The sequence below is a fragment of the Spiroplasma endosymbiont of Danaus chrysippus genome, from assembly GCF_902809815.1.
Taxonomy (GTDB): Bacteria; Bacillota_I; Bacilli_A; order Mycoplasmatales; family VBWQ01; genus Spiroplasma_E.
Genome location: NZ_CADDIL010000001.1, coordinates 263,093 through 282,843, shown reverse-complemented (window position 1 = coordinate 282,843; position 19,751 = coordinate 263,093). Strand labels below are relative to the sequence as shown.

Sequence of the window (19,751 nt, the reverse complement as noted above, 5' to 3'; positions counted from 1 at the left end):
TATGATAACATTACTAAAGAAATTAAAAATAAAATTTCTTATTTTTGATCTTATTAATTTTGATATGTAATATTTTATGAAATGGAGGTGAAATCAATGAAATATGACTATGAAATTATTGTAATTGGTGCGGGTCATGCTGGTGTTGAAGCGGCATTATCTTCTGCACGAGCAGGTCATAAAACTGCTATTATTACTCTTGATAAAACTAAAATTGCATTAATGCCATGTAATCCTTCTATTGGTGGACCCGCCAAAGGAGTTGTGGTTCGTGAAATTGATGCACTTGGTGGCGAAATGGCTAAAGCAGCAGATGCTACTGCTTTGCAAATGAAACTATTAAATCATTCACGTGGTCCAGCAGTTTGAGCTATTCGTGCTCAATCTGATAAAATTGCTTATTCACAATATATGCAAAATGCAATAAATAAACAAGAAAATTTAACAATTTTAGAAGTTATGGTACAATCATTAATAATTGAAGAAAACACTGCTAAGGGTGTTATTTTAGAGAATGGCGAAAAAATTACTAGTGAAATTGTGATTTTAACTACTGGTACTTATATGACAGCTTTAACTTTACAAGGTCATAATAAGAAATCAGAAGGACCAGATGGTCAAAGAACAAGTAATGGTATTTCTGAACAATTAAAAATTGTAGGCTTTAATATGATACGTTTAAAAACAGGAACACCACCTCGTATTAAAAAAAATAGTATTGATTTTGACAAAACTAATATTGAACTAGGTAGTGATTTACCTTTAGCATTTTCACATGAAACTAAAAATTTTTTACCATTAGCAAAACAATTACCTTGTTATTTACTTTATACAAATGATAAAACTCATACCATTATTAATAATAATTTAGATAAATCACCAATGTATAATGGTGAAGCACAAGGTACTGGACCACGTTATTGTCCAAGTATTGAGGATAAGGTAGTACGTTTTGCTGATAAGCCTCGTCATCAAATTTTCTTAGAGCCAGAATCACTTGCTTTGGATTCAATTTATGTCCAAGGTTTTTCAACATCATTGCCAATTGATGTGCAAGATAAAATGTTGAGAACGTTACCTGGTTTAGAAAATTGTGAAGTATTAAAATGAGCATATGCTATTGAATATGATGCTTTTGAACCAACACAATTATGACCAACATTGGAAACTAAATTAATTAAAAACTTATTTAGTGCTGGTCAAATTAATGGTACTAGTGGTTATGAAGAAGCAGCGTGTCAAGGTTTAATAGCCGGAATTAATGCCCATTTAAAAATAAAAAAAGAAAAACCATTAATTTTAAAGCGTGATGAAGCATATATCGGAGTTTTAATTGATGATTTAGTAACAAAAGGAACAGTTGAACCTTATCGTTTATTAACTTCTTTAGCTGAACATCGTTTATTATTACGAAATGATAATGCTCAAACAAGATTAATTAAGTATGGTTATCAAGTTGGCTTAGTTAGTGAACAACGTTGATCACAATTTAATATTCAACAAACATTAATGTCCAATATTGTTGAAAAATTAAAAACTATTAAAGTTAGTCCCAATTCAGAAGTTGCTAAGTATATTATTAATAATAATTTAGGTCCAATTCCCGATAATCATATTATTGCTTATGAATTATTAAAACGCCCAGGTGTCAAATTATCAATGTTTACTTCACAGTTACCTTTAATAAATGACTTACAATATCATGAATTAATGGAATTAGAAATTACAATTAAATATTCAGGGTATATTAATCAACAACTAAAAATGGCGCAACAAACTAATAGTTTAGAAAAAAAACAAATTCCTAGTGATATTGATTATGATTTAGTAGAAAGTATTACTGGTGAAGCTAGAGAAAAATTAAAGCGTGTTAGACCATTAACAATTGGTCATGCTACAAGAATTTCTGGTGTTAGTCCTGCTGATATTCAAGTTTTATTATTTTTTTTAAAACGCAAATATCCAAATTTAAATATTTAAAAATTGGGAGCGTGTCGAAGATGTCGATAACTAAAAAGTTTTAAAAATAGCGCCTTTCTTTTTTTTACCCTTGAATTAAAAATAAATTATAAAAGACGAGAATAAAAATCTTGTCTTTTTTTGTAATTGTAAAATTTTAAAATTTTTAATAACCTTCTTTAACGCTATTATCAACACGTGTTAGGGAACTAAAAAAGTGAACTACAATACAGTTGTTAAAAATAGTAGCTAGCATGTGGACTTGCATGGATAAATAAAAAGTGGAGTGATACCTAATAAAATATACTAACCAGAAATGGTAATTCTTGGGGTGGGAGCGAATTGGAAACTAGTATATATAGACCTGTTGTAGTAGGGACCTATTGTATTAATTCTATTCTTTATTTAACCAACCTTGCCACTATCAAGTGAGCAAGTGTTGGTTTTATTTTTTATTTTTTTTGAAATTTATTTTTGAGCCCACGATTTGTGGAATGAATAAAACTAATAAAAGTAGTATTAATAATTTAAAAATAAAAATATATGTCCTTTATGCTAGGAAGCAACAGGACATATTTAGGAAAGGATTATTATGACAATAGAAATTCTTGATTATGAAGCACTAAGAAAGATTGATAAAAAAATTAAAAAAAGAAGAAAAAGATGTGTTGAATGTAATGAATTATATGAAGATGACAAAATTAATATGCTTTATTACTTTAAAACAGAATTAGAATCAGAACAACACGATATTAGAAAATTTGAAGATGATTATGATATTGCTGAACATTTAGATTATACAAACCCATATGGATATGTTTGTGATTGATGTAGAAGTGATTAATTATGCAAATAGAATTTAAAAAAGAACAAATTGTTAAAGATAAACCACAATCTATTCTTATTGATTATGGTGAATATAAATTACAATGCCCAAAATGAATGGTTAAAAATAATAGTTTTATTGCTGATGATAAATATACATATTGAGTTTTTAATTTAGAAAATATTAAAAGAGAATTAAGTGGTAATGAATTAATAAAATTATTAGAACCATATATTAAAGAACAAAAAATAACTATTAATAAACCAACTGCTCCAAAAGAATATTATCTTAATGATATAAAACTTGAACCACTAAGATTTTATGAACATCATAATAGTTGATTTATGGGTCAAATAACAGATAACAAAACTAAAATTACTAATCCTTGTTTTAAATATAACATTACATGAGAAGAAAACAGAAAAGGTTTTAAAATAAATAATCCATATAAACATGATGATTTACCAATTAATTATATAGTTACTTCTTATAAGGAAATTTCAACTCATAATGAAAAAGTATTTTTGTTGAACATGTAAACAAAATAAATTAGATTATTTATTCTTTAATGCTAATGATATAAAAACAAGAAAATATTTTTTAAGAGATAAAAATAGTAAAGCGATTTGTTATGACTGCATTTTAAATATTAGGTTAAGTAGGAGGTATAAATATGGATAAAGAAAAATTAATTAAATATTTAATTAATAATAGAGCAAATGCTTATAATGGAAAACAATTTTTATTATCTTCAAATAGAGACCCAAATATAAAAGGTATTGATGAATTAATTAAAAGAATTAAAAACGGAGAATTTGATTAATAATGCAATATGACTTAATTATTGGAATTGACCCCGCTGGTATTGGTAATAATGGAATTGTTATATATTCAAATGAAACTAATAATATTGTTTTTAATGAAACATTCAATACATTAACTGTTTTATGAACTAAAAATATGTATAAAGAAAAATTTATTAATAAAAAAATATTAGTTATTGTAGAAAATTTCTTTTTAAGTTCAAAACAATTATTAACTAATCCATTAGCAACTCCTAAAATTATTGGTTCATTAATGGTATTAGTACAAGATGTTTTTAACTGAGATTATCTAGAAAACCAACCAAAAAATAAAAATAAAATAACAAATTATAAAGGAAATATAAAATTAACAAAACATGAACAAGATGCTTATAAGCATATTCAATATTATTTAAAAAATCATAAAAAAATATTAATTTTTGATAATTATTTAAGGAAATTATAAAAATGAAAGATAAAGTAAATTATGTCAAATTAACAGTAAAAATTAGTAACACTATTGAAACAAAATATTACGAAAAAGGTAATAAGGAATTATATTATAGTGTTTGTGGTCAATGAAATGGATTAAACTATGTTACTTTAATTTTTAATAACCCAAAACTTTATAGACGCTGTATTTTATTAAACAAAAACGATGAAATTATAGTAACTGGTGAAATCTTTAATAGTTTAAACATTCCTAAAAATCGCGCATTTTGTTCAATTAATGTTAAATGATTTAAAAAATGAAAAGAGTAAAAAATGATATTATGAAAAATTTTATTAATAGTACCAATATTAATAACAAGTATAACACTAATAATATTTTTAATATTTATTATTAAAGAATTAAAAAATGAATATAAAGTATTGAAAATATTAAGTGAAATTGCTAATCAAATTAAAAATAAGGAGAATAATTAATGATTATATTACCTACTTTGTTTGAAAATAAAGATGAAATTGAAATATTATCACCATTTCCAAAAGCAATTCATACAAGTAATGATATTAGAGCAATTATTTTAAGACAATACCCAAATGTTAAATCCAAACACATAATTGTTTCTGACCCAGAAAGTAATGTTGCATTAATAGTTGGTGATAATGATGTTTATCAAGGTTGAATTAAAGTAACAATTAAAAAATTAGAAAATTAAAGGAGATTAAAATGCCAAGTATAGAAAATACACAATCAAATTATACTTTAACTAAATTAATTAGAACTGGAATAAGCCCAATTTGTGCAATGATTGGTACAAGTGCTTATTATGGTCAAGTAATTGTAAATCCAGTATTAGGTTCAATTAATAGTTTATTATTTGGTAAAAAATTAGGTTTAGATATATGAAATTTAAATCAAAGACCAAATACTAAAACTAAATTAATTAATAGTTCTAAAAAAATCTTATTAGGTTTAGGAACAATTGGTTTAGCAAATTATAGTAAATGAACAAAGAATAATATTACTCCAATTATTCCAACAACACAAATGCCAATAACTACTACAACTACAACTGAGGGTCCTCCATGATTACTATTAAATAAACAAGAAAATCAGTCATTAATGGATTGAGATACATATATTAGTTTAAATGCTTATGGTATATCAAATCTTATTAGTGGATTAACTGAGTTAATACCTAATAAATTTGAAACAATAAGAAAGATTTGTAATATGGCAACTGGTGGATGTTTAATATCAAGTGGTATAGCAATGGTAATTAATAATGATTTTAATAATGCTTATGCAGTACCTACCATAATTGCTGGTGCTTCTGAAATTATCAATAATTTATTACCTATGGAAACCACACATCATAATGAAGAAATGCAAGAAACAACATTTAATAATGAAACTGCAAGATTAATTAATGATAATAGATTCACAATTAATAGTGAAACAACTAGTCAATATGGTAGTGATAATATGAGCGAAGTACCATTAAATCATGATAATGCTTCACTAAATTGAGATAATCACATGAGTTTATAAAGGAGGTGAGTAATTTATGAATAAAGAAAAATTAATTGAATATTATAATCACGAAATAAAAACACATAAAGAAAGGATGGAACAATTAAATAAAGAAATTTCTTTATTAGTAACTATTATAAGTAATTCACAATCAATGATTGAAAGAATTAATGGTGGGCAATTTGATGAATAATTAAAAAAATTAAAAATTGAAAGGAAAATATTCAAATGAAAGAATTTTTACATGAATTAATAATTATTGGAACAAGTGTTGGAACATTAATTTGCAGAGAAATTATTGTTTTATTAAAAAGATTTATCACAACTCCAAAACATGTTAGAGCAAATAACAAAATTATAAAACATCAAAAAAAAATTAGCAAAATTAAACGAAAAAATTAATAAAGGAGAAAAATAATATGACAAAAATTGAATTTAATGAAAAATATAGAAAACAAGATATCAGTATTGATAGAGATTTTGATTTACATATTGATAATTGTTTTAAATTTTCTGATATCAATACATTAGAAAATGCTGTTAATGATTATAAAAAACTAATAAGTGAAATGCCACAATTAGTTAAAGATTGATTATTGGGATAAGATTAGGAGAATGTTAAATGTTAGAAAATGAAAATAATGTTCAACAAACAACTGAACCTTTAAATGAAAATAATGCTTAACAAGAAATAGAAAATAAAGTTAATGAAGCAGAAAATAAGTTAAATAAACTTAATCAAGAAATTAAAGAAAAAGAAATGATTAATATATTTAAAAAATATCAAGTTAAAACTGAATTTTATGATTACTTAAAATTTAAAACAAATAATCTAGAAAATTCAAAAATTGAAGAAACTATTAAAAAATGATTAAAGAACAACCAATATTTAAACAAACAATTAATACAGGTGGCAATAAACAAATAATTATTAATAATAAAGCAAATGATAAAGAAAATTTTTTAATTAATTATAAAAAGAAAAATTATTTAGGGCGTATTTCAAGTCTAGTTATAATTTAATGGGAATGTTTAGTAATCTGTGTGACTTACAAAAATAACTATGTTTAATTAATTCTAGTAAATATAATTTATATATCTAGAAAGAGTGAGTTACAGATGGCTAAAAAAGATAATCTTAATAACAATGANTTTAAAATTTCAAATAGTCCATGGGCAAACTTTTTTCCTACTGAAATTGTTGATTCAGTAAATATTGAATTTATAGTTAAAAAACCAAAAGATCCAAAAGTTAAAATTATTGCTTGGGATGATAAAAGCAAAAGATATGAATTACCATATGTTGATGCTCTTGCTACTTGCTACTTAGCCCTTTTTACTAGACCATTAATTTAAAAAAAACTTGAATGTATTCGAAAAACAATCGTGTTATACAATTAACACTAATTTTGACATGAAAGGATTTTTAATAATGGATAAAATTAAACAAATAGCATTAGTAATTAACAAGTTAAATATCAAACAAAAAATTCAAATTATTGATGATAGCAAAAACCAATATTCAATTAGATATCTTTGCCAACATCTTCAACTAAACCGATCAACATATTATTTTGTAAAAAACAAACAAAACCCTATTAAAAAAGAAAAAAATCAAATTAGTAATTGTACACATAAATATCAAGAATTATGCCAACTTTTACTTGAATTTCATTTTACAAGAAAAGGACAAATTTATGGCTATTTACGAATTTTTTCAGCATTTAAAGAATGATTAAAACAATACAAACATATTATTTTAAATCTAGAATTATCAACAAAACAAATGCGAAAAATTATGAAAGATCACAATCTTCAAGGATTAAAACAAACTAAAAATAACTATCCTAAAAACAAAAAAAATCCAAATAAGTGAATACCTACAATGGATAAAGTAAACAAAGATTATAAAAGTACAACCTCTTCAAATCAAATTTGATCAATGGACACTAAACAAATAAATACTAAAGAAGGTTGATTATATCTTTTTGTAATTATTGATTTTTATTCAAATAATATTGTAAGCTATAATACATGTTCAAACAAATCCTATCAAGATTTAATCCTTCCTGCACTTGAAAAAATAAATCAACAATTCTCTTGAAACCAAGTAAAAAACGTTATTTTACACTCAGATAACGCCAACGAATTTTATTGTCAAGACATCACAAATTGAGCTGCTGATAAGCAAATAATTTTAAGCAAAAAACAACCTTATGATATTGGTGGCAATGTAATATCTGAAAACTGATTTTCTCATTTATCTCAAGAATGACTACCTAAAGGTTCAAATCAATATTTTTCTCTCAATGAAGCTATAAATGATGTAAACCAATATATTATGTTTTATAATTACGAAAGAATACATTCTAAATTTCTAAAACCACCAATTTCACAAATAAAAATTTAAAACTGTCTATCCAAAAGTGGTCCAGTATTTAGGGCTAACCACCTTATAGAAATAAATATTTTAAGAAAAATAACAAATAAATATAAAGTATGTAAAATTTATATAAATAAGTTAAAGTTAATAGTAAATAATTTATTTTTTTGTTTTTTAAAATTATTGAAAAATTAGAATTTCAAATAAATGATCTAGCAAAAGATATAAATAAGAACGTAAATGGGACTAAAAATAAAATTAAATTTCCTCATCATTACATTTTAGGAATAACAAAAGAAAATAACTTTGAAAAATAATAACAAACCAAATATTACTAGGGAATGTTTAGTAATCTGTGTGACTTACAAAAATAACTATGTTTAATTAATTCTAGTAAATATAATTTATATATCTAGAAAGAGTAAGTTACAGATGGCTAAAAAAGATAATCTTAATAACAATGATCGAATATCAAAAGCAGTAGATTTATTATTAGAAAATACTGAGGATTTAACAACAGTTTTTAAAGAGGGAGGCTTATATAAAGAATTAACTAAACGATTGGTAGAAAAAATGTTGAATTCTGAGATGCAAAATTATTTAGGACACGAAAGAAATCAACGCAGTAATAATGACAATGTTCGTAATGGTACAACATCAAAAAAATTAATAACTCAACAAGGTAAAATTGAAATTGATGTACCAAGAGATCGTAATAGTAATTTTGAACCAGTAATAATCACAAAAAGACAGAGAAGATTTGATGGTTTTGATCAACAAGTTCTTTCACTATATGCAAAAGGTATGACTTTATCAGATATTAGAATGCAGTTGCAAGAGTTATATGATGGCGCAGATATTAGCGAAAGCGTAATTAGTCAAATTACTGATGATGTCATTGATGATGTCAAAGCATGGCAAAATCGTCCATTAGATAGTGTTTATCCAATCATTTATTTTGATTGTATCGTAGTTAAAGTACGTCAGGATAAACGTATTATTAACAAATCAGTTTATATAGCTTTAGGAGTTGATTTAGAAGGTAAAAAAGATGTTTTAGGTTTATGAATTAGTGAAAATGAAGGTGCTAAATTCTGATTAAATAATTTTACAGAAATGAAAAATCGAGGCTTAAATGATATTCTTATTGCTTGTAGTGATAATTTAACAGGCATGTCAGAGGCAATACAATCAGTTTATCCTAAAACTGAACATCAATTATGCATAGTTCATCAAATTAGAAATAGCTTAAAATATGTTTCATACAAACATCGAAAGTCTCTAGTTATCGATTTAAAGCCAATTTATACAGCATGTAGTGAAGAACAAGCAATGCAAGCTTTAGAATCATTTGAAAGTAAATGAAATAAACAATATCCACAAATTGCTAAATCTTGATATAAAAATTGAGAAAATTTAATGGTTTTTATTAGTTATCCAGCAGAAATTAAAAGGGTAATTTATACTACAAATGCTATTGAATCTGTTAATAGCCAATTACGAAAAGTTATTAGAAATAAAAAAGTTTTTCCTAATGATATGGCAGTTTTTAAAATTTTTTACTTAGCAATTGAAAATATCACAAAAAAATGAACATTGCCTATTCAAAATTGAAATACAGCAATTGCTCATTTTATGATAAAATTTGAAGACAGAATTAATCTGAACTAGTACTTTGTAAAACAAAGAAACACAGATTACTAAAAAGCCTCTATTACTATTAATAAAATTAATTGTCATAAATCCTTTTTATCTATATTCTTTATTATTTTTTAATAAACTGTTTAATTAATTTGTAATAAATTGATTGTTTGATATTAAACTAAGATTTCTTGTATAATTATAAATAAGTATTATTAGTAGGTGGTTTTTATGTTTCGACGTTTTCTATTATTCACTATAATTTTGCCAACAATAACTACTATTAGTAGTACTATTTATGCTTGTACTTGGAATTTACAACCAACAGTTTTATTAATAACAAGTTATCAACAAGCACAAAATCAAAACATTTATGACCGACTTGTTTATCAAAAGTTACAAACTTTTTATGGTAAAGATCATGTAGTAACATTGTTTAGTTCTCAAGATGATAATTATTATGCATTAATGTTGAGAAACTTTTTATCTACATATAATATCAAAAAAGTTTATATTTTAAATCCTAGTTTTCAAAAGTATATTCCACATCATAGTGAAACTAGTAGTTATTTTACTAAAAACTTAATTAGAGTATTACAACAATTTCAGAATATTAAATTTTATTTTTTTAATAATACTATTGCTGATACAGTCAAAGTCACTAATAATATTTATGATATTAGATATAATACTGATAACGTAACTAGTAGCCATTTAAATTATGGCAGTAAAATTGCTGAACATTTTCAACAAAATGTTCAGGATGGAATAATAAATAAAAAATATAACTTTGATGTTGATGACAACGGTAAATTGATAGTTAGAATTGGTATTATTAATAATATTGGTATTGATTATGATCAAACTATTTTGAATCAATTTGCTGAGATAATTAATGGTATTGATAATCCAAAAATTACATATAAAATTATTTATGCTAATCCTCATGATAGTTTTGTAACAAGTAGTATTTATAGTGTTGATAGTGTTGCCTGTGTTGGTCAGATTGCCCAATCATTATATAAAACACATGGTGTTAATTTTATTATTAATACTAATTATTGATATAACAGTATTATTGCTTATACTGCTAGGTTAATATCTTCACGTCCAACTTATAGTAAAACTATTAGTTTTATTGGATCTAATGTCATTAATAATAATGACTATGTTTATGATGATATTAATTATTTAGCTTTTGGTTTTATGCCTGGTTTGGAAATTTTTGATGAGACATTTAACGAAGAAATTAATCCTAATTTTAAAATTATACCTAGTGCTTCAGAAAGTAAAATAAAAACTTATGGTGTTAATAGCATTGATTTTACTAATCAGTATGGAGATATATAATTATGGAAAAAACAATATTGAAGTTACAAAAAATTAGTAAATATTATGATACTCGTGTTATATTTGAAAATGTTAATTTAGAAATAACACAAGAAATTCATGCCATTGTTGGTAATAATAGCGTTGGTAAATCAACGTTAATTAGAATGCTTGCTGGTTTTGAACAACCTTCTAAAGGAAAAATTGTTATTAATAGTTTAAGAAAAGGGTGTTATTTTCCTCGTGATCCTAGTGAAATGCTTTATTTTAGAATGGCTTATGCTGGTCAAGATGATTTTTTCTTAGACAATCTTACTGTTAAACAAAATATTATACTCGGTAATGAACCAACTATTGCCAAAATTTTTCCTAATTGAAAAGAAGCTGAATTTAAAATTAATAATTTAATGGAAAAATATAAAATTAAGCTCTCTTTAAATAAGAGAGTATCAACACTTGCGATTGAAGAATTAAAAAAATTATCTTTACTTCGTGCTTTATTCAAAGAACCTAAAATATTGTTGTTAGATGAACCAACTGTTGGTTTATCTGATAGTCAAAAAGTAGAGTTTTGAATGATTTTTAAAACATTTCGTAATGAAGAAATAACGGTCCTTTTCACAACTAGAGATGAAGAATTTGCTAAAATGGTTGCTAACCGAGTATCTTGAATTGAAAACTTAAATATTGGTAAAACAAAAGTAATGAAATTAGAAGAAAATACTAAATTGTTTACAACTAATTATTGAGGTAAGATTTTTAATTATAAAAAGCCAAAATCGATAAATTCAGTATCAATGCTTTATATTGATAATCTTTCTTTGAATAAACCTAATATTTCAAATTTTCATAAAATTGAATTTGCAATTCGCCCTGGTGAAATATATGGTATTTATGATTATGAAAACCTTTATAGCGAGGTTTTACTTGAAAGTATAGTACGTATGATTAAAACGCAAACAGGACGCATTTTTTTTCAAGAACAAGAAGTAACTTATTTTAAACCGCAAGAAATTAGTAATTTAGGAATTGATTGAATATCTGGACATTATAGTAATACTGCTATAATTCCTGATGCCACTTTATTTGAAAATTTTACCTTTTGAAATTATAATAAAGAAAAATATGTAACTAAATCCGGAGTTGTCAAAACAGCCGTTGTTAATAAAAAGGTACGAGAAATTATTAAAAAATATCAAATATTTAACGATAATAATATTTTTATTAAAATTAATAAATTATCAAAAGGAGAAATGCAGAAATTTGTATTAGCAAGAAGTATTGAAGAGCAACCACAATTATTAATTTTATCTAATCCATTTTCTGATTTAGATGAAAATTCTTCATTATTAATTATTAAAAAGATAATAGAGTTACGCGAAAGTGGCTCAAGCATTTTAATTATTGATACTGATCCGTACTTATTACAATTATTGTGTCAACGAGTAGCAGTTATTTATCATAAACAATTTGTTTGTAAATTGGAAAATAAAAATGTTAAAGTTGAAATAATGAACAATCCAGCACTATGACATGATTATCCTATTACAAATGAAATAATTGTTAAAACTGATAAAATGTATCAATTACCACAAACAAAGTGAAGTTTGAAAAAGAAAAAAATAATTAGAACAATTAATTATTTGAAAAGACCATTTGTCAAAATTACTAGTTGAATTAATAAAAAAATGGAAAATATTAGGTCAAGGTTGGGTTAAAAGATGTTGGAAAATATTAAAAAATGAAATTTTTGATTAGTGCGTGCATTATTATTACTAATAACTCTATTTTTTGTTAGTTTATTAATGCTATGTTTACAAGTTAATCCATTATCATTTTGGAAAACTATTTTTATTAATCCTTTAACTAATTTAGTAAGTTTTAGTAATTTAATTGAAACATATAGTATATTAATATTAACAGGATTAGCAGTAGCTATTACTTTTAAGTATCGTATTTATAACTTTGGAGTTAGTGGTCAAATGTTATTTAGTGCTATGGTAACATATGTATTGGCAGTAGCTATTTATAAGAGTGGTGGTCATAGTCAATGAATTACTCCTTTTCTTTTATTAATTGCAGTTTTAATTGGTGGTTTAGCCGGTTTAATTATTGCAATTTTAAAAACTTATTTTAAAATTCATGAAATTATTAGCACTATTTTATTTAATTTTATTGCTTGAGAAGGATATAAAGGTTTAATAGCCAGTAATGTTTATCATAACTTAAACATTCCAACACAAATTACTAATATTAGATTTTCATTAATTAGTGGACCTTTTAGCATTAGTAATTTATTTTCTGCTGGTATTATTATTGCTATTATTGTCTTATTAATTGCAATTATTATTTTTAATAATCGCACTCTTGGTTTTAAATTAAACGCAATTGCTAAAAACCCCGTTGCTGCAAAATATGCCAGATTAAATCCTCAATATCAGGGTTTAATAATTTTACCAATTTCAGGAGCGATAGCAGGAATTGCTGGTTATCTTTATTTTTTAGGAGTTAATAATAATTTACCTTCGCTTTCTGCTCCAATTCAAGAAGGATTTTATGGGATAGTAGTAGCTGCTTTAGCGGGATATACACCAGGAGTTATTTTATTTTCATCATTTTTTATGAGTTTATTTATTAGTCCTATTGAAAATAATGCTTTTATGTATTTGAAAAATCCAGAAATTGCAATAATAGTATTATCAATAACCATTTACATTATTGGTATTTATCCTTTTATTTGGCATTACTTAACTCATTCTATTGCTATTAAAGAATATTTAATAAGACTAAAAAAGAAGCTAATTTGAAAAAAAGAATTAATTAAGGATGAACAACAAAATGTTTAAATTGTTAATGTTGAATCAAAATCTTCAAAAATTTTTAAAAAAAGGAAAATATTTAAAAGTAAAAGGAGAAAAAAATAATTATGTTACTCTCATTTTCAACAATTTTAGTTAATACATTATTATTTGCTTGTCCATTATTATTGTTATGTACAGGTGGAATTTTAAATACTAGAGCAGGAATTGTTAATTTTGGTTTTGATGGTATTATGTGTACTGGTGCTGCTACATATTGTATAATTGTTTCACAATTAAAAAATAATTTTGGTGCTGGAGTTGCAATTTTGGCATTTTTTATGACTATTATCATCGGAATTGTATTTGGTTTAATTCATAGTTTAGCAACCTTATTGTTTAGAACAAATCAATTTTTAGTATCAATGGTTATTAATTACTTTGGTTATGGATTAGCAGTAATTTTACCATTAACATTTACTGGAGAAATAAATTATTCATTAGCAAGTATTTATATTTATCAATTTTCTTGAATTGCAATTTTGGTAACCTTTTTAGCAATTTATATTTTTGCAGCTATTTTGTTTTTAACTAAGCTTGGATTATACATTAGAGGAATTGGTGAGAATCCAACTGCAGTGGCTTTAAATTATATTCATGTTCGTCGTTCTCAATTTTATATTTCGTTATTTTCTAGTTCTTTAGCTTGTTTTTCAGGTGCTTTATTTGTTTATGTACTTCCAAGTACTTTTATTTATAGTAATAATTTTGCTGGTATTGGATTTTTAGCAATTGCTTTATGAATGATAGCACACAGTAGATTTTTTTTAACTTCTATTATTTGTTTTATTTTTTCTTTTTTATATCAGTATATTAATGCTTCACAAACATTTATAGTTATTAGTAATAATATTCCAAGTTGATTATGAGGAATGTTTCCATATTTAATAGCATTAGTATCATTAATGATTTTTCGTCCTAATACAGAATTGGTAAAAAGTTGAGCGCAACCTTATGTTAAAGCAGGTAGAAAATGACAATAAAATTATATGCTAGCAATATTTTAAAACCTTTATCAAGTTTAATAAATATAATGTTTTAAATGTTTTTTAATAAATTCAGTTTTTATTTTTATTTTGTATAATAAATTTATTAAGCAATGAAAAAGGGGAATTTTAAATTATGGTAAAAAACTTAAATGACAGTTTTGAGAAATTGATTGAACAGAACAATGACAGTTTAGAAAAAATATTAAAAAAAAGAAAAGCATTTAAAAATAATGAGAAAAAAATAATTAATAAAATTTCTAATATTAACTATCAAAAAATTAATGATGATGAAGTAATAAGTTTTAAATCTAAAAAAATAAATGTATAGTAATGTAAATTAGATTAAAGCATTTATTGAGGCTTTTTAGTAATCTGTGTTTCTTTGTTTTACAAAGTACTAGTTCAGATTAATTCTGTCTTCAAATTTTATCATAAAATGAGCAATTGCTGTATTTCAATTTTGAATAGGCAATGTTCATTTTTTTGTGATATTTTCAATTGCTAAGTAAAAAATTTTAAAAACTGCCATATCATTAGGAAAAACTTTTTTATTTCTAATAACTTTTCGTAATTGGCTATTAACAGATTCAATAGCATTTGTAGTATAAATTACCCTTTTAATTTCTGCTGGATAACTAATAAAAACCATTAAATTTTCTCAATTTTTATATCAAGATTTAGCAATTTGTGGATATTGTTTATTTCATTTACTTTCAAATGATTCTAAAGCTTGCATTGCTTGTTCTTCACTACATGCTGTATAAATTGGCTTTAAATCGATAACTAGAGACTTTCGATGTTTGTATGAAACATATTTTAAGCTATTTCTAATTTGATGAACTATGCATAATTGATGTTCAGTTTTAGGATAAACTGATTGTATTGCCTCTGACATGCCTGTTAAATTATCACTACAAGCAATAAGAATATCATTTAAGCCTCGATTTTTCATTTCTGTAAAATTATTTAATCAGAATTTAGTACCTTCATTTTCACTAATTCATAAACCTAAAACATCTTTTTTACCTTCTAAATCAACTCCTAAAGCTATATAAACTGATTTGTTAATAGCTACTTGCTACTTGCTACTTAGCCCTTTTTACTAGACCATTAATTTAAAAAAAACTTGAATGTATTCGAAAAACAATTGTGTTATACAATTAACACTAATTTTGACATGAAAGGATTTTTAATAATGGATAAAATTAAACAAATAGCATTAGTAATTAACAAGTTAAATATCAAACAAAAAATTCAAATTATTGATGATAGCAAAAACCAATATTCAATTAGATATCTTTGCCAACATCTTCAACTAAACCGATCAACATATTATTTTGTAAAAAACAAACAAAACCCTATTAAAAAAGAAAAAAATCAAATTAGTAATTGTACACATAAATATCAAGAATTATGCCAACTTTTACTTGAATTTCATTTTACAAGAAAAGGACAAATTTATGGCTATTTACGAATTTTTTCAGCATTTAAAGAATGATTAAAACAATACAAACATATTATTTTAAATCTAGAATTATCAACAAAACAAATGCGAAAAATTATGAAAGATCACAATCTTCAAGGATTAAAACAAACTAAAAATAACTATCCTAAAAACAAAAAAAATCCAAATAAGTGAATACCTACAATGGATAAAGTAAACAAAGATTATAAAAGTACAACCTCTTCAAATCAAATTTGATCAATGGACACTAAACAAATAAATACTAAAGAAGGTTGATTATATCTTTTTGTAATTATTGATTTTTATTCAAATAATATTGTAAGCTATAATACATGTTCAAACAAATCCTATCAAGATTTAATCCTTCCTGCACTTGAAAAAATAAATCAACAATTCTCTTGAAACCAAGTAAAAAACGTTATTTTACACTCAGATAACGCCAACGAATTTTATTGTCAAGACATCACAAATTGAGCTGCTGATAAGCAAATAATTTTAAGCAAAAAACAACCTTATGATATTGGTGGCAATGTAATATCTGAAAACTGATTTTCTCATTTATCTCAAGAATGACTACCTAAAGGTTCAAATCAATATTTTTCTCTCAATGAAGCTATAAATGATGTAAACCAATATATTATGTTTTATAATTACGAAAGAATACATTCTAAATTTCTAAAACCACCAATTTCACAAATAAAAATTTAAAACTGTCTATCCAAAAGTGGTCCAGTATTTAGGGCTAACCACCAATGATATAAATTAAAACATAAAAACTCATTTACTTTAAATTAAGCAATGAGTTAAAAAACTTTTATAATTTTTTAATAATTATTATTATATGTGTTAATTATATTTGAGTTTAAAGAAAATACAACGAAAATGATATTTTAAAGGTTTTAAATTATTTTTAGTAATATTTAATTTTGAAGGATAGTAGTTATGTGATAAAATTTCAAACATATACTAAAAAAACATTATAATTAAATATAATTTAATTATTTAAAGCATTATATTTATAGTCTACTTTAAATAAAGTATTTTATTAAATGATTGATTTAGGAGTAAGCAATGAATAAAAATTGAGCTATAGGTTTAACTAATTTAACTTTAACCCCAATAATGGAACAACAATTAAGTCAGTATTATAAAATTTTAATTGCTGAAAATAAAAAATATAACTTAACAACGATCATTGAAGAAATGGAAGTTTATTATAAACATTTCTATGATTCTCTTTTAATTAGTAATAATATCATTTTGGAGGATCAAAATATTTGTGATGTTGGTAGTGGTGCTGGTATACCAGGAATAATTTTAAAAATTTGTTTTCCCAAATTACAATTAACTATTATTGAATCAAATACAAAGAAATGTCAATTTCTAAAAACAGTAATTACTGAACTAAACTTAGAAAACGTTTATATAATTAATCAAAGAGCAGAAACATTTGCTCATCAATATCGTGAAACATTTGATATTGTAACAGCAAGAGCATTAGCACCGCTAAATATTTTAAGTGAATTATGTTTAGGATTAGTTAAAGTTGAAGGATTATTTATTGCTTATAAGGGTCTTAAAGTTGAAGAAGAACTTGCGTTGGCACAAAATAGTATTAACACAATGGGTGCAAAGTTAATTAATCAATTTACTGTTCAATTACCAAACAACTATGGTCAAAGAACAATCCTTCATTTTCAAAAATATAAATTATGTGCTTTAAAATATCCAAGACCTTATCAACAAATTAAAAGTAAACCTTTGTAAATAATATTAATTAAAATTAGTGTTAAACTTAATTAGTAGGATAAAATATTAGTCTATTAATTTAGAAAGGTAATTATTATGGGCAAAATTATTGCAATTGCTAATCAAAAAGGTGGAGTTGGAAAAACAACTACTGCTACTAATCTTGCTGCAGGTTTAGGTATAAAAAATAAAAAAGTGTTACTTATTGATTTGGATCCACAAGGTAGTGCTACTATTTCAATGGGTTTTGCTGCTGATAAAGTTGAACAAGATATATATGATGTTTTAGTACATGATGTTCCATTGGAAAAAGTAATTAAAACTGAAGTTTGTCAAGGAGTAGATTTATTACCATCAACCATTTCTTTGGCGGGAGCCGAAATATTTTTATTAGAACAATCTCGTAATAAAAGAAATATTTTATTAGAAAAATTAGAACCCGTAAAGGAAGTATATGATTTTATTATTATTGACTGTCCACCTAGTTTAGGATTAGTTAATCGTAATGCTTTAGCTTCAGCTAATTCAGTTATTATTCCATTGCAAGCTGAGTTTTATGCATTAGGTGGTTTGGTACAATTATTATCTACTATTCGTTTAGTACAACAATTATTTAATCCCAATTTAGAAATTGAAGGAATTTTATTAACTATGGTTAATATTAGAACAACTTCTTCTGTTGAAGTTATCAAAGAAATTCAAAAAAATTTTAGAGAAAAAGTTTATAAAAATTATATTCCAAGAAATGTAACTCTAAGTGAAGCACCAAGTCATGGTAAAAATATTTTTAGTTATCGGCCACGTTGCAGTGGTGCTATTGCTTATCAAAGTTTAGTGAATGAGGTGTTAAATAATGTCTAATGATAAAAAAAATCGTATTTCTGCTAAAGGCTTAGCATCAATTTTTGGTGAAGGTTTAAATGATTTGATAACTAACATTGAAAGTTCACCAGAAATTGCTAAAACTTTTTCACAAACTATTTCTCTTGCTAAAATTATTCCTAATCCATATCAACCGCGTGTAGTATTTAATGAACAAGAAATTAAAGAACTAAGTGATTCAATTAAAATTCATGGTTTAATTCAACCAATTATTGTTAAAAAAACGATAACAGATGGTGTTTTTCAATTAGTTGCTGGTGAGCGTAGAACTAAAGCTGCAAAATTAGCAGGTCTAACAGAGATTTCTGCAGTAACTATTGAAGTAACAGATCAACAATTAATGGAATTTGCTTTGATTGAAAATATTCAACGTGTTGATTTGAATGCTTTTGAAGAAGCACAGGCATATCAAACTTTAATTAGTAAAATGAAATGAACTCAAGAACAACTCTCACAAAAAGTTAATAAATCACGTAGTCACATTGCTAATACTTTACGAATTTTGCAATTGCCAGTAGAGATTTTACAAATGCTTCAACGCAATGAATTAACAATGGGTCATGTTAAACCATTATTAAGTTTAGGCACTAATCTTAATTTAATGGTAACTATTGCTAAAAGGGCATATAGTGAACAATGGAGTGTTCGTAAGGTTGAAGATGTTATTAAGATGCAACAATTAAGTTTAAATCAAAAACAAAATGTTAATAAAAAGTCAGATCTTCATTTAGTAGCATTAGAAAATACTTTATCAAGAACTTTAGATACTAAAGTAAAAATCAATAAAAAACAACTAATCATCAATTATAGTAATCACAAAGAATTAAATCGAATTTTAGAATTTTTAAAATTAATATAAATTTAAAATGAGTATAAATGTTTTAAA

Annotated in this window: 25 protein-coding genes and 1 pseudogene; 25 read left to right on the top strand and 1 reads right to left on the bottom strand. The window is 24.5% G+C overall.

What is annotated here, in order from left to right; all coding sequences use genetic code 4:
* Positions 1-96: 96 nt before the first annotated feature.
* The 21 genes from mnmG to SPIRDC1_RS01490 all read left to right on the top strand — a co-directional run bounded on the left by mnmG (position 97) and on the right by SPIRDC1_RS01490 (position 15,097).
* The gene (mnmG, locus tag SPIRDC1_RS01590; RefSeq protein ID WP_174480229.1) at positions 97-1,980 is read left to right on the top strand and encodes a tRNA uridine-5-carboxymethylaminomethyl(34) synthesis enzyme MnmG; all 1,884 of its coding nucleotides are present in this window, start codon (positions 97-99) and stop codon (positions 1,978-1,980) included.
* A 571-nt stretch (positions 1,981-2,551) separates the two neighbouring features.
* Positions 2,552-2,803, top strand: a complete 252-nt coding sequence (locus tag SPIRDC1_RS01585; RefSeq protein WP_174480228.1) for a hypothetical protein — start codon at positions 2,552-2,554, stop codon at positions 2,801-2,803.
* 2 nt (positions 2,804-2,805) lie between these two features.
* Positions 2,806-3,324: a hypothetical protein gene (locus SPIRDC1_RS01580; protein WP_174480227.1), complete on the top strand. Its 519-nt coding sequence runs from the start codon at positions 2,806-2,808 to the stop codon at positions 3,322-3,324.
* Between the two features lie 134 nt (positions 3,325-3,458).
* A complete protein-coding gene (locus tag SPIRDC1_RS01575) occupies positions 3,459-3,608 on the top strand; it encodes a hypothetical protein (RefSeq protein ID WP_174480226.1) in 150 nt (49 codons plus the stop codon).
* Between the two features lie 2 nt (positions 3,609-3,610).
* The gene (locus SPIRDC1_RS01570; RefSeq protein ID WP_174480225.1) at positions 3,611-4,054 is read left to right on the top strand and encodes a hypothetical protein; all 444 of its coding nucleotides are present in this window, start codon (positions 3,611-3,613) and stop codon (positions 4,052-4,054) included.
* Positions 4,055-4,056: 2 nt separating this feature from the next.
* Positions 4,057-4,350: a hypothetical protein gene (locus SPIRDC1_RS01565; protein WP_174480224.1), complete on the top strand. Its 294-nt coding sequence runs from the start codon at positions 4,057-4,059 to the stop codon at positions 4,348-4,350.
* 3 nt (positions 4,351-4,353) lie between these two features.
* Positions 4,354-4,515 (top strand): hypothetical protein, encoded by a 162-nt coding sequence (locus tag SPIRDC1_RS01560; RefSeq protein WP_174480223.1) that lies wholly within the window; start codon positions 4,354-4,356, stop codon positions 4,513-4,515.
* On the top strand, positions 4,515-4,751 hold the full coding sequence (locus tag SPIRDC1_RS01555; RefSeq protein WP_174480108.1) for a hypothetical protein: 237 nt from the start codon (positions 4,515-4,517) through the stop codon (positions 4,749-4,751). Before SPIRDC1_RS01560 ends, SPIRDC1_RS01555 begins: the two co-directional genes overlap by 1 nt.
* An 11-nt stretch (positions 4,752-4,762) precedes the next feature.
* Positions 4,763-5,587 (top strand): hypothetical protein, encoded by an 825-nt coding sequence (locus SPIRDC1_RS01550; protein WP_174480222.1) that lies wholly within the window; start codon positions 4,763-4,765, stop codon positions 5,585-5,587.
* Between the two features lie 16 nt (positions 5,588-5,603).
* On the top strand, positions 5,604-5,762 hold the full coding sequence (locus SPIRDC1_RS01545) for a hypothetical protein (protein ID WP_174480221.1): 159 nt from the start codon (positions 5,604-5,606) through the stop codon (positions 5,760-5,762).
* 35 nt (positions 5,763-5,797) lie between these two features.
* Positions 5,798-5,971: a hypothetical protein gene (locus SPIRDC1_RS01540; protein WP_174480220.1), complete on the top strand. Its 174-nt coding sequence runs from the start codon at positions 5,798-5,800 to the stop codon at positions 5,969-5,971.
* A gap of 17 nt (positions 5,972-5,988) precedes the next feature.
* Positions 5,989-6,174 (top strand): hypothetical protein, encoded by a 186-nt coding sequence (locus tag SPIRDC1_RS01535; protein ID WP_174480219.1) that lies wholly within the window; start codon positions 5,989-5,991, stop codon positions 6,172-6,174.
* A 262-nt stretch (positions 6,175-6,436) separates the two neighbouring features.
* The gene (locus tag SPIRDC1_RS01530) at positions 6,437-6,592 is read left to right on the top strand and encodes a hypothetical protein (protein WP_174480218.1); all 156 of its coding nucleotides are present in this window, start codon (positions 6,437-6,439) and stop codon (positions 6,590-6,592) included.
* A gap of 129 nt (positions 6,593-6,721) precedes the next feature.
* Positions 6,722-6,925: hypothetical protein (locus SPIRDC1_RS01525; protein ID WP_233214956.1), on the top strand; the 204-nt coding region annotated here is incomplete at its 5' end.
* Positions 6,926-6,983: 58 nt separating this feature from the next.
* The gene (locus tag SPIRDC1_RS01520; protein WP_174479968.1) at positions 6,984-7,979 is read left to right on the top strand and encodes an IS3 family transposase; all 996 of its coding nucleotides are present in this window, start codon (positions 6,984-6,986) and stop codon (positions 7,977-7,979) included.
* 405 nt (positions 7,980-8,384) lie between these two features.
* Complete coding sequence (locus SPIRDC1_RS01515) at positions 8,385-9,623, top strand: IS256 family transposase (protein WP_174480216.1); 1,239 nt, start codon at positions 8,385-8,387, stop codon at positions 9,621-9,623.
* 201 nt (positions 9,624-9,824) lie between these two features.
* The gene (locus tag SPIRDC1_RS01510) at positions 9,825-10,943 is read left to right on the top strand and encodes a hypothetical protein (RefSeq protein ID WP_174480215.1); all 1,119 of its coding nucleotides are present in this window, start codon (positions 9,825-9,827) and stop codon (positions 10,941-10,943) included.
* Between the two features lie 2 nt (positions 10,944-10,945).
* Entirely contained in the window at positions 10,946-12,640 is a 1,695-nt protein-coding gene (locus SPIRDC1_RS01505) for an ATP-binding cassette domain-containing protein (RefSeq protein ID WP_174480214.1), read from the top strand.
* A gap of 87 nt (positions 12,641-12,727) precedes the next feature.
* Positions 12,728-13,768 (top strand): ABC transporter permease subunit, encoded by a 1,041-nt coding sequence (locus SPIRDC1_RS01500; protein WP_233214955.1) that lies wholly within the window; start codon positions 12,728-12,730, stop codon positions 13,766-13,768.
* An 80-nt stretch (positions 13,769-13,848) separates the two neighbouring features.
* Positions 13,849-14,763 (top strand): ABC transporter permease subunit, encoded by a 915-nt coding sequence (locus tag SPIRDC1_RS01495; protein WP_174480212.1) that lies wholly within the window; start codon positions 13,849-13,851, stop codon positions 14,761-14,763.
* Positions 14,764-14,902: 139 nt separating this feature from the next.
* Positions 14,903-15,097 (top strand): hypothetical protein, encoded by a 195-nt coding sequence (locus SPIRDC1_RS01490; protein WP_174480211.1) that lies wholly within the window; start codon positions 14,903-14,905, stop codon positions 15,095-15,097.
* A 69-nt stretch (positions 15,098-15,166) separates the two neighbouring features.
* On the opposite strand, the pseudogene SPIRDC1_RS01485 reads toward SPIRDC1_RS01490, so the two are convergent.
* Positions 15,167-15,838 (bottom strand): annotated as a pseudogene (locus SPIRDC1_RS01485) (IS256 family transposase); the annotation flags it as partial.
* 108 nt (positions 15,839-15,946) lie between these two features.
* Here SPIRDC1_RS01485 and SPIRDC1_RS01480 point away from each other — a divergent pair.
* The 4 genes from SPIRDC1_RS01480 (at position 15,947) to SPIRDC1_RS01465 (ending at position 19,724) form a co-directional block, all read left to right on the top strand.
* Positions 15,947-16,942 (top strand): IS3 family transposase, encoded by a 996-nt coding sequence (locus tag SPIRDC1_RS01480; protein ID WP_174479968.1) that lies wholly within the window; start codon positions 15,947-15,949, stop codon positions 16,940-16,942.
* Positions 16,943-17,305: 363 nt separating this feature from the next.
* Entirely contained in the window at positions 17,306-18,001 is a 696-nt protein-coding gene (gene rsmG, locus SPIRDC1_RS01475; RefSeq protein ID WP_174480210.1) for a 16S rRNA (guanine(527)-N(7))-methyltransferase RsmG, read from the top strand.
* 78 nt (positions 18,002-18,079) lie between these two features.
* Positions 18,080-18,844: a ParA family protein gene (locus SPIRDC1_RS01470; protein WP_174480209.1), complete on the top strand. Its 765-nt coding sequence runs from the start codon at positions 18,080-18,082 to the stop codon at positions 18,842-18,844.
* Positions 18,837-19,724 carry a ParB/RepB/Spo0J family partition protein gene (locus tag SPIRDC1_RS01465; protein WP_174480208.1) on the top strand — a complete coding sequence of 296 codons (888 nt, stop codon included), beginning with the start codon at positions 18,837-18,839 and terminating at the stop codon, positions 19,722-19,724. The genes SPIRDC1_RS01470 and SPIRDC1_RS01465 overlap by 8 nt, the downstream gene beginning before the upstream one ends.
* The last annotated feature ends 27 nt before the right edge of the window (positions 19,725-19,751 follow it).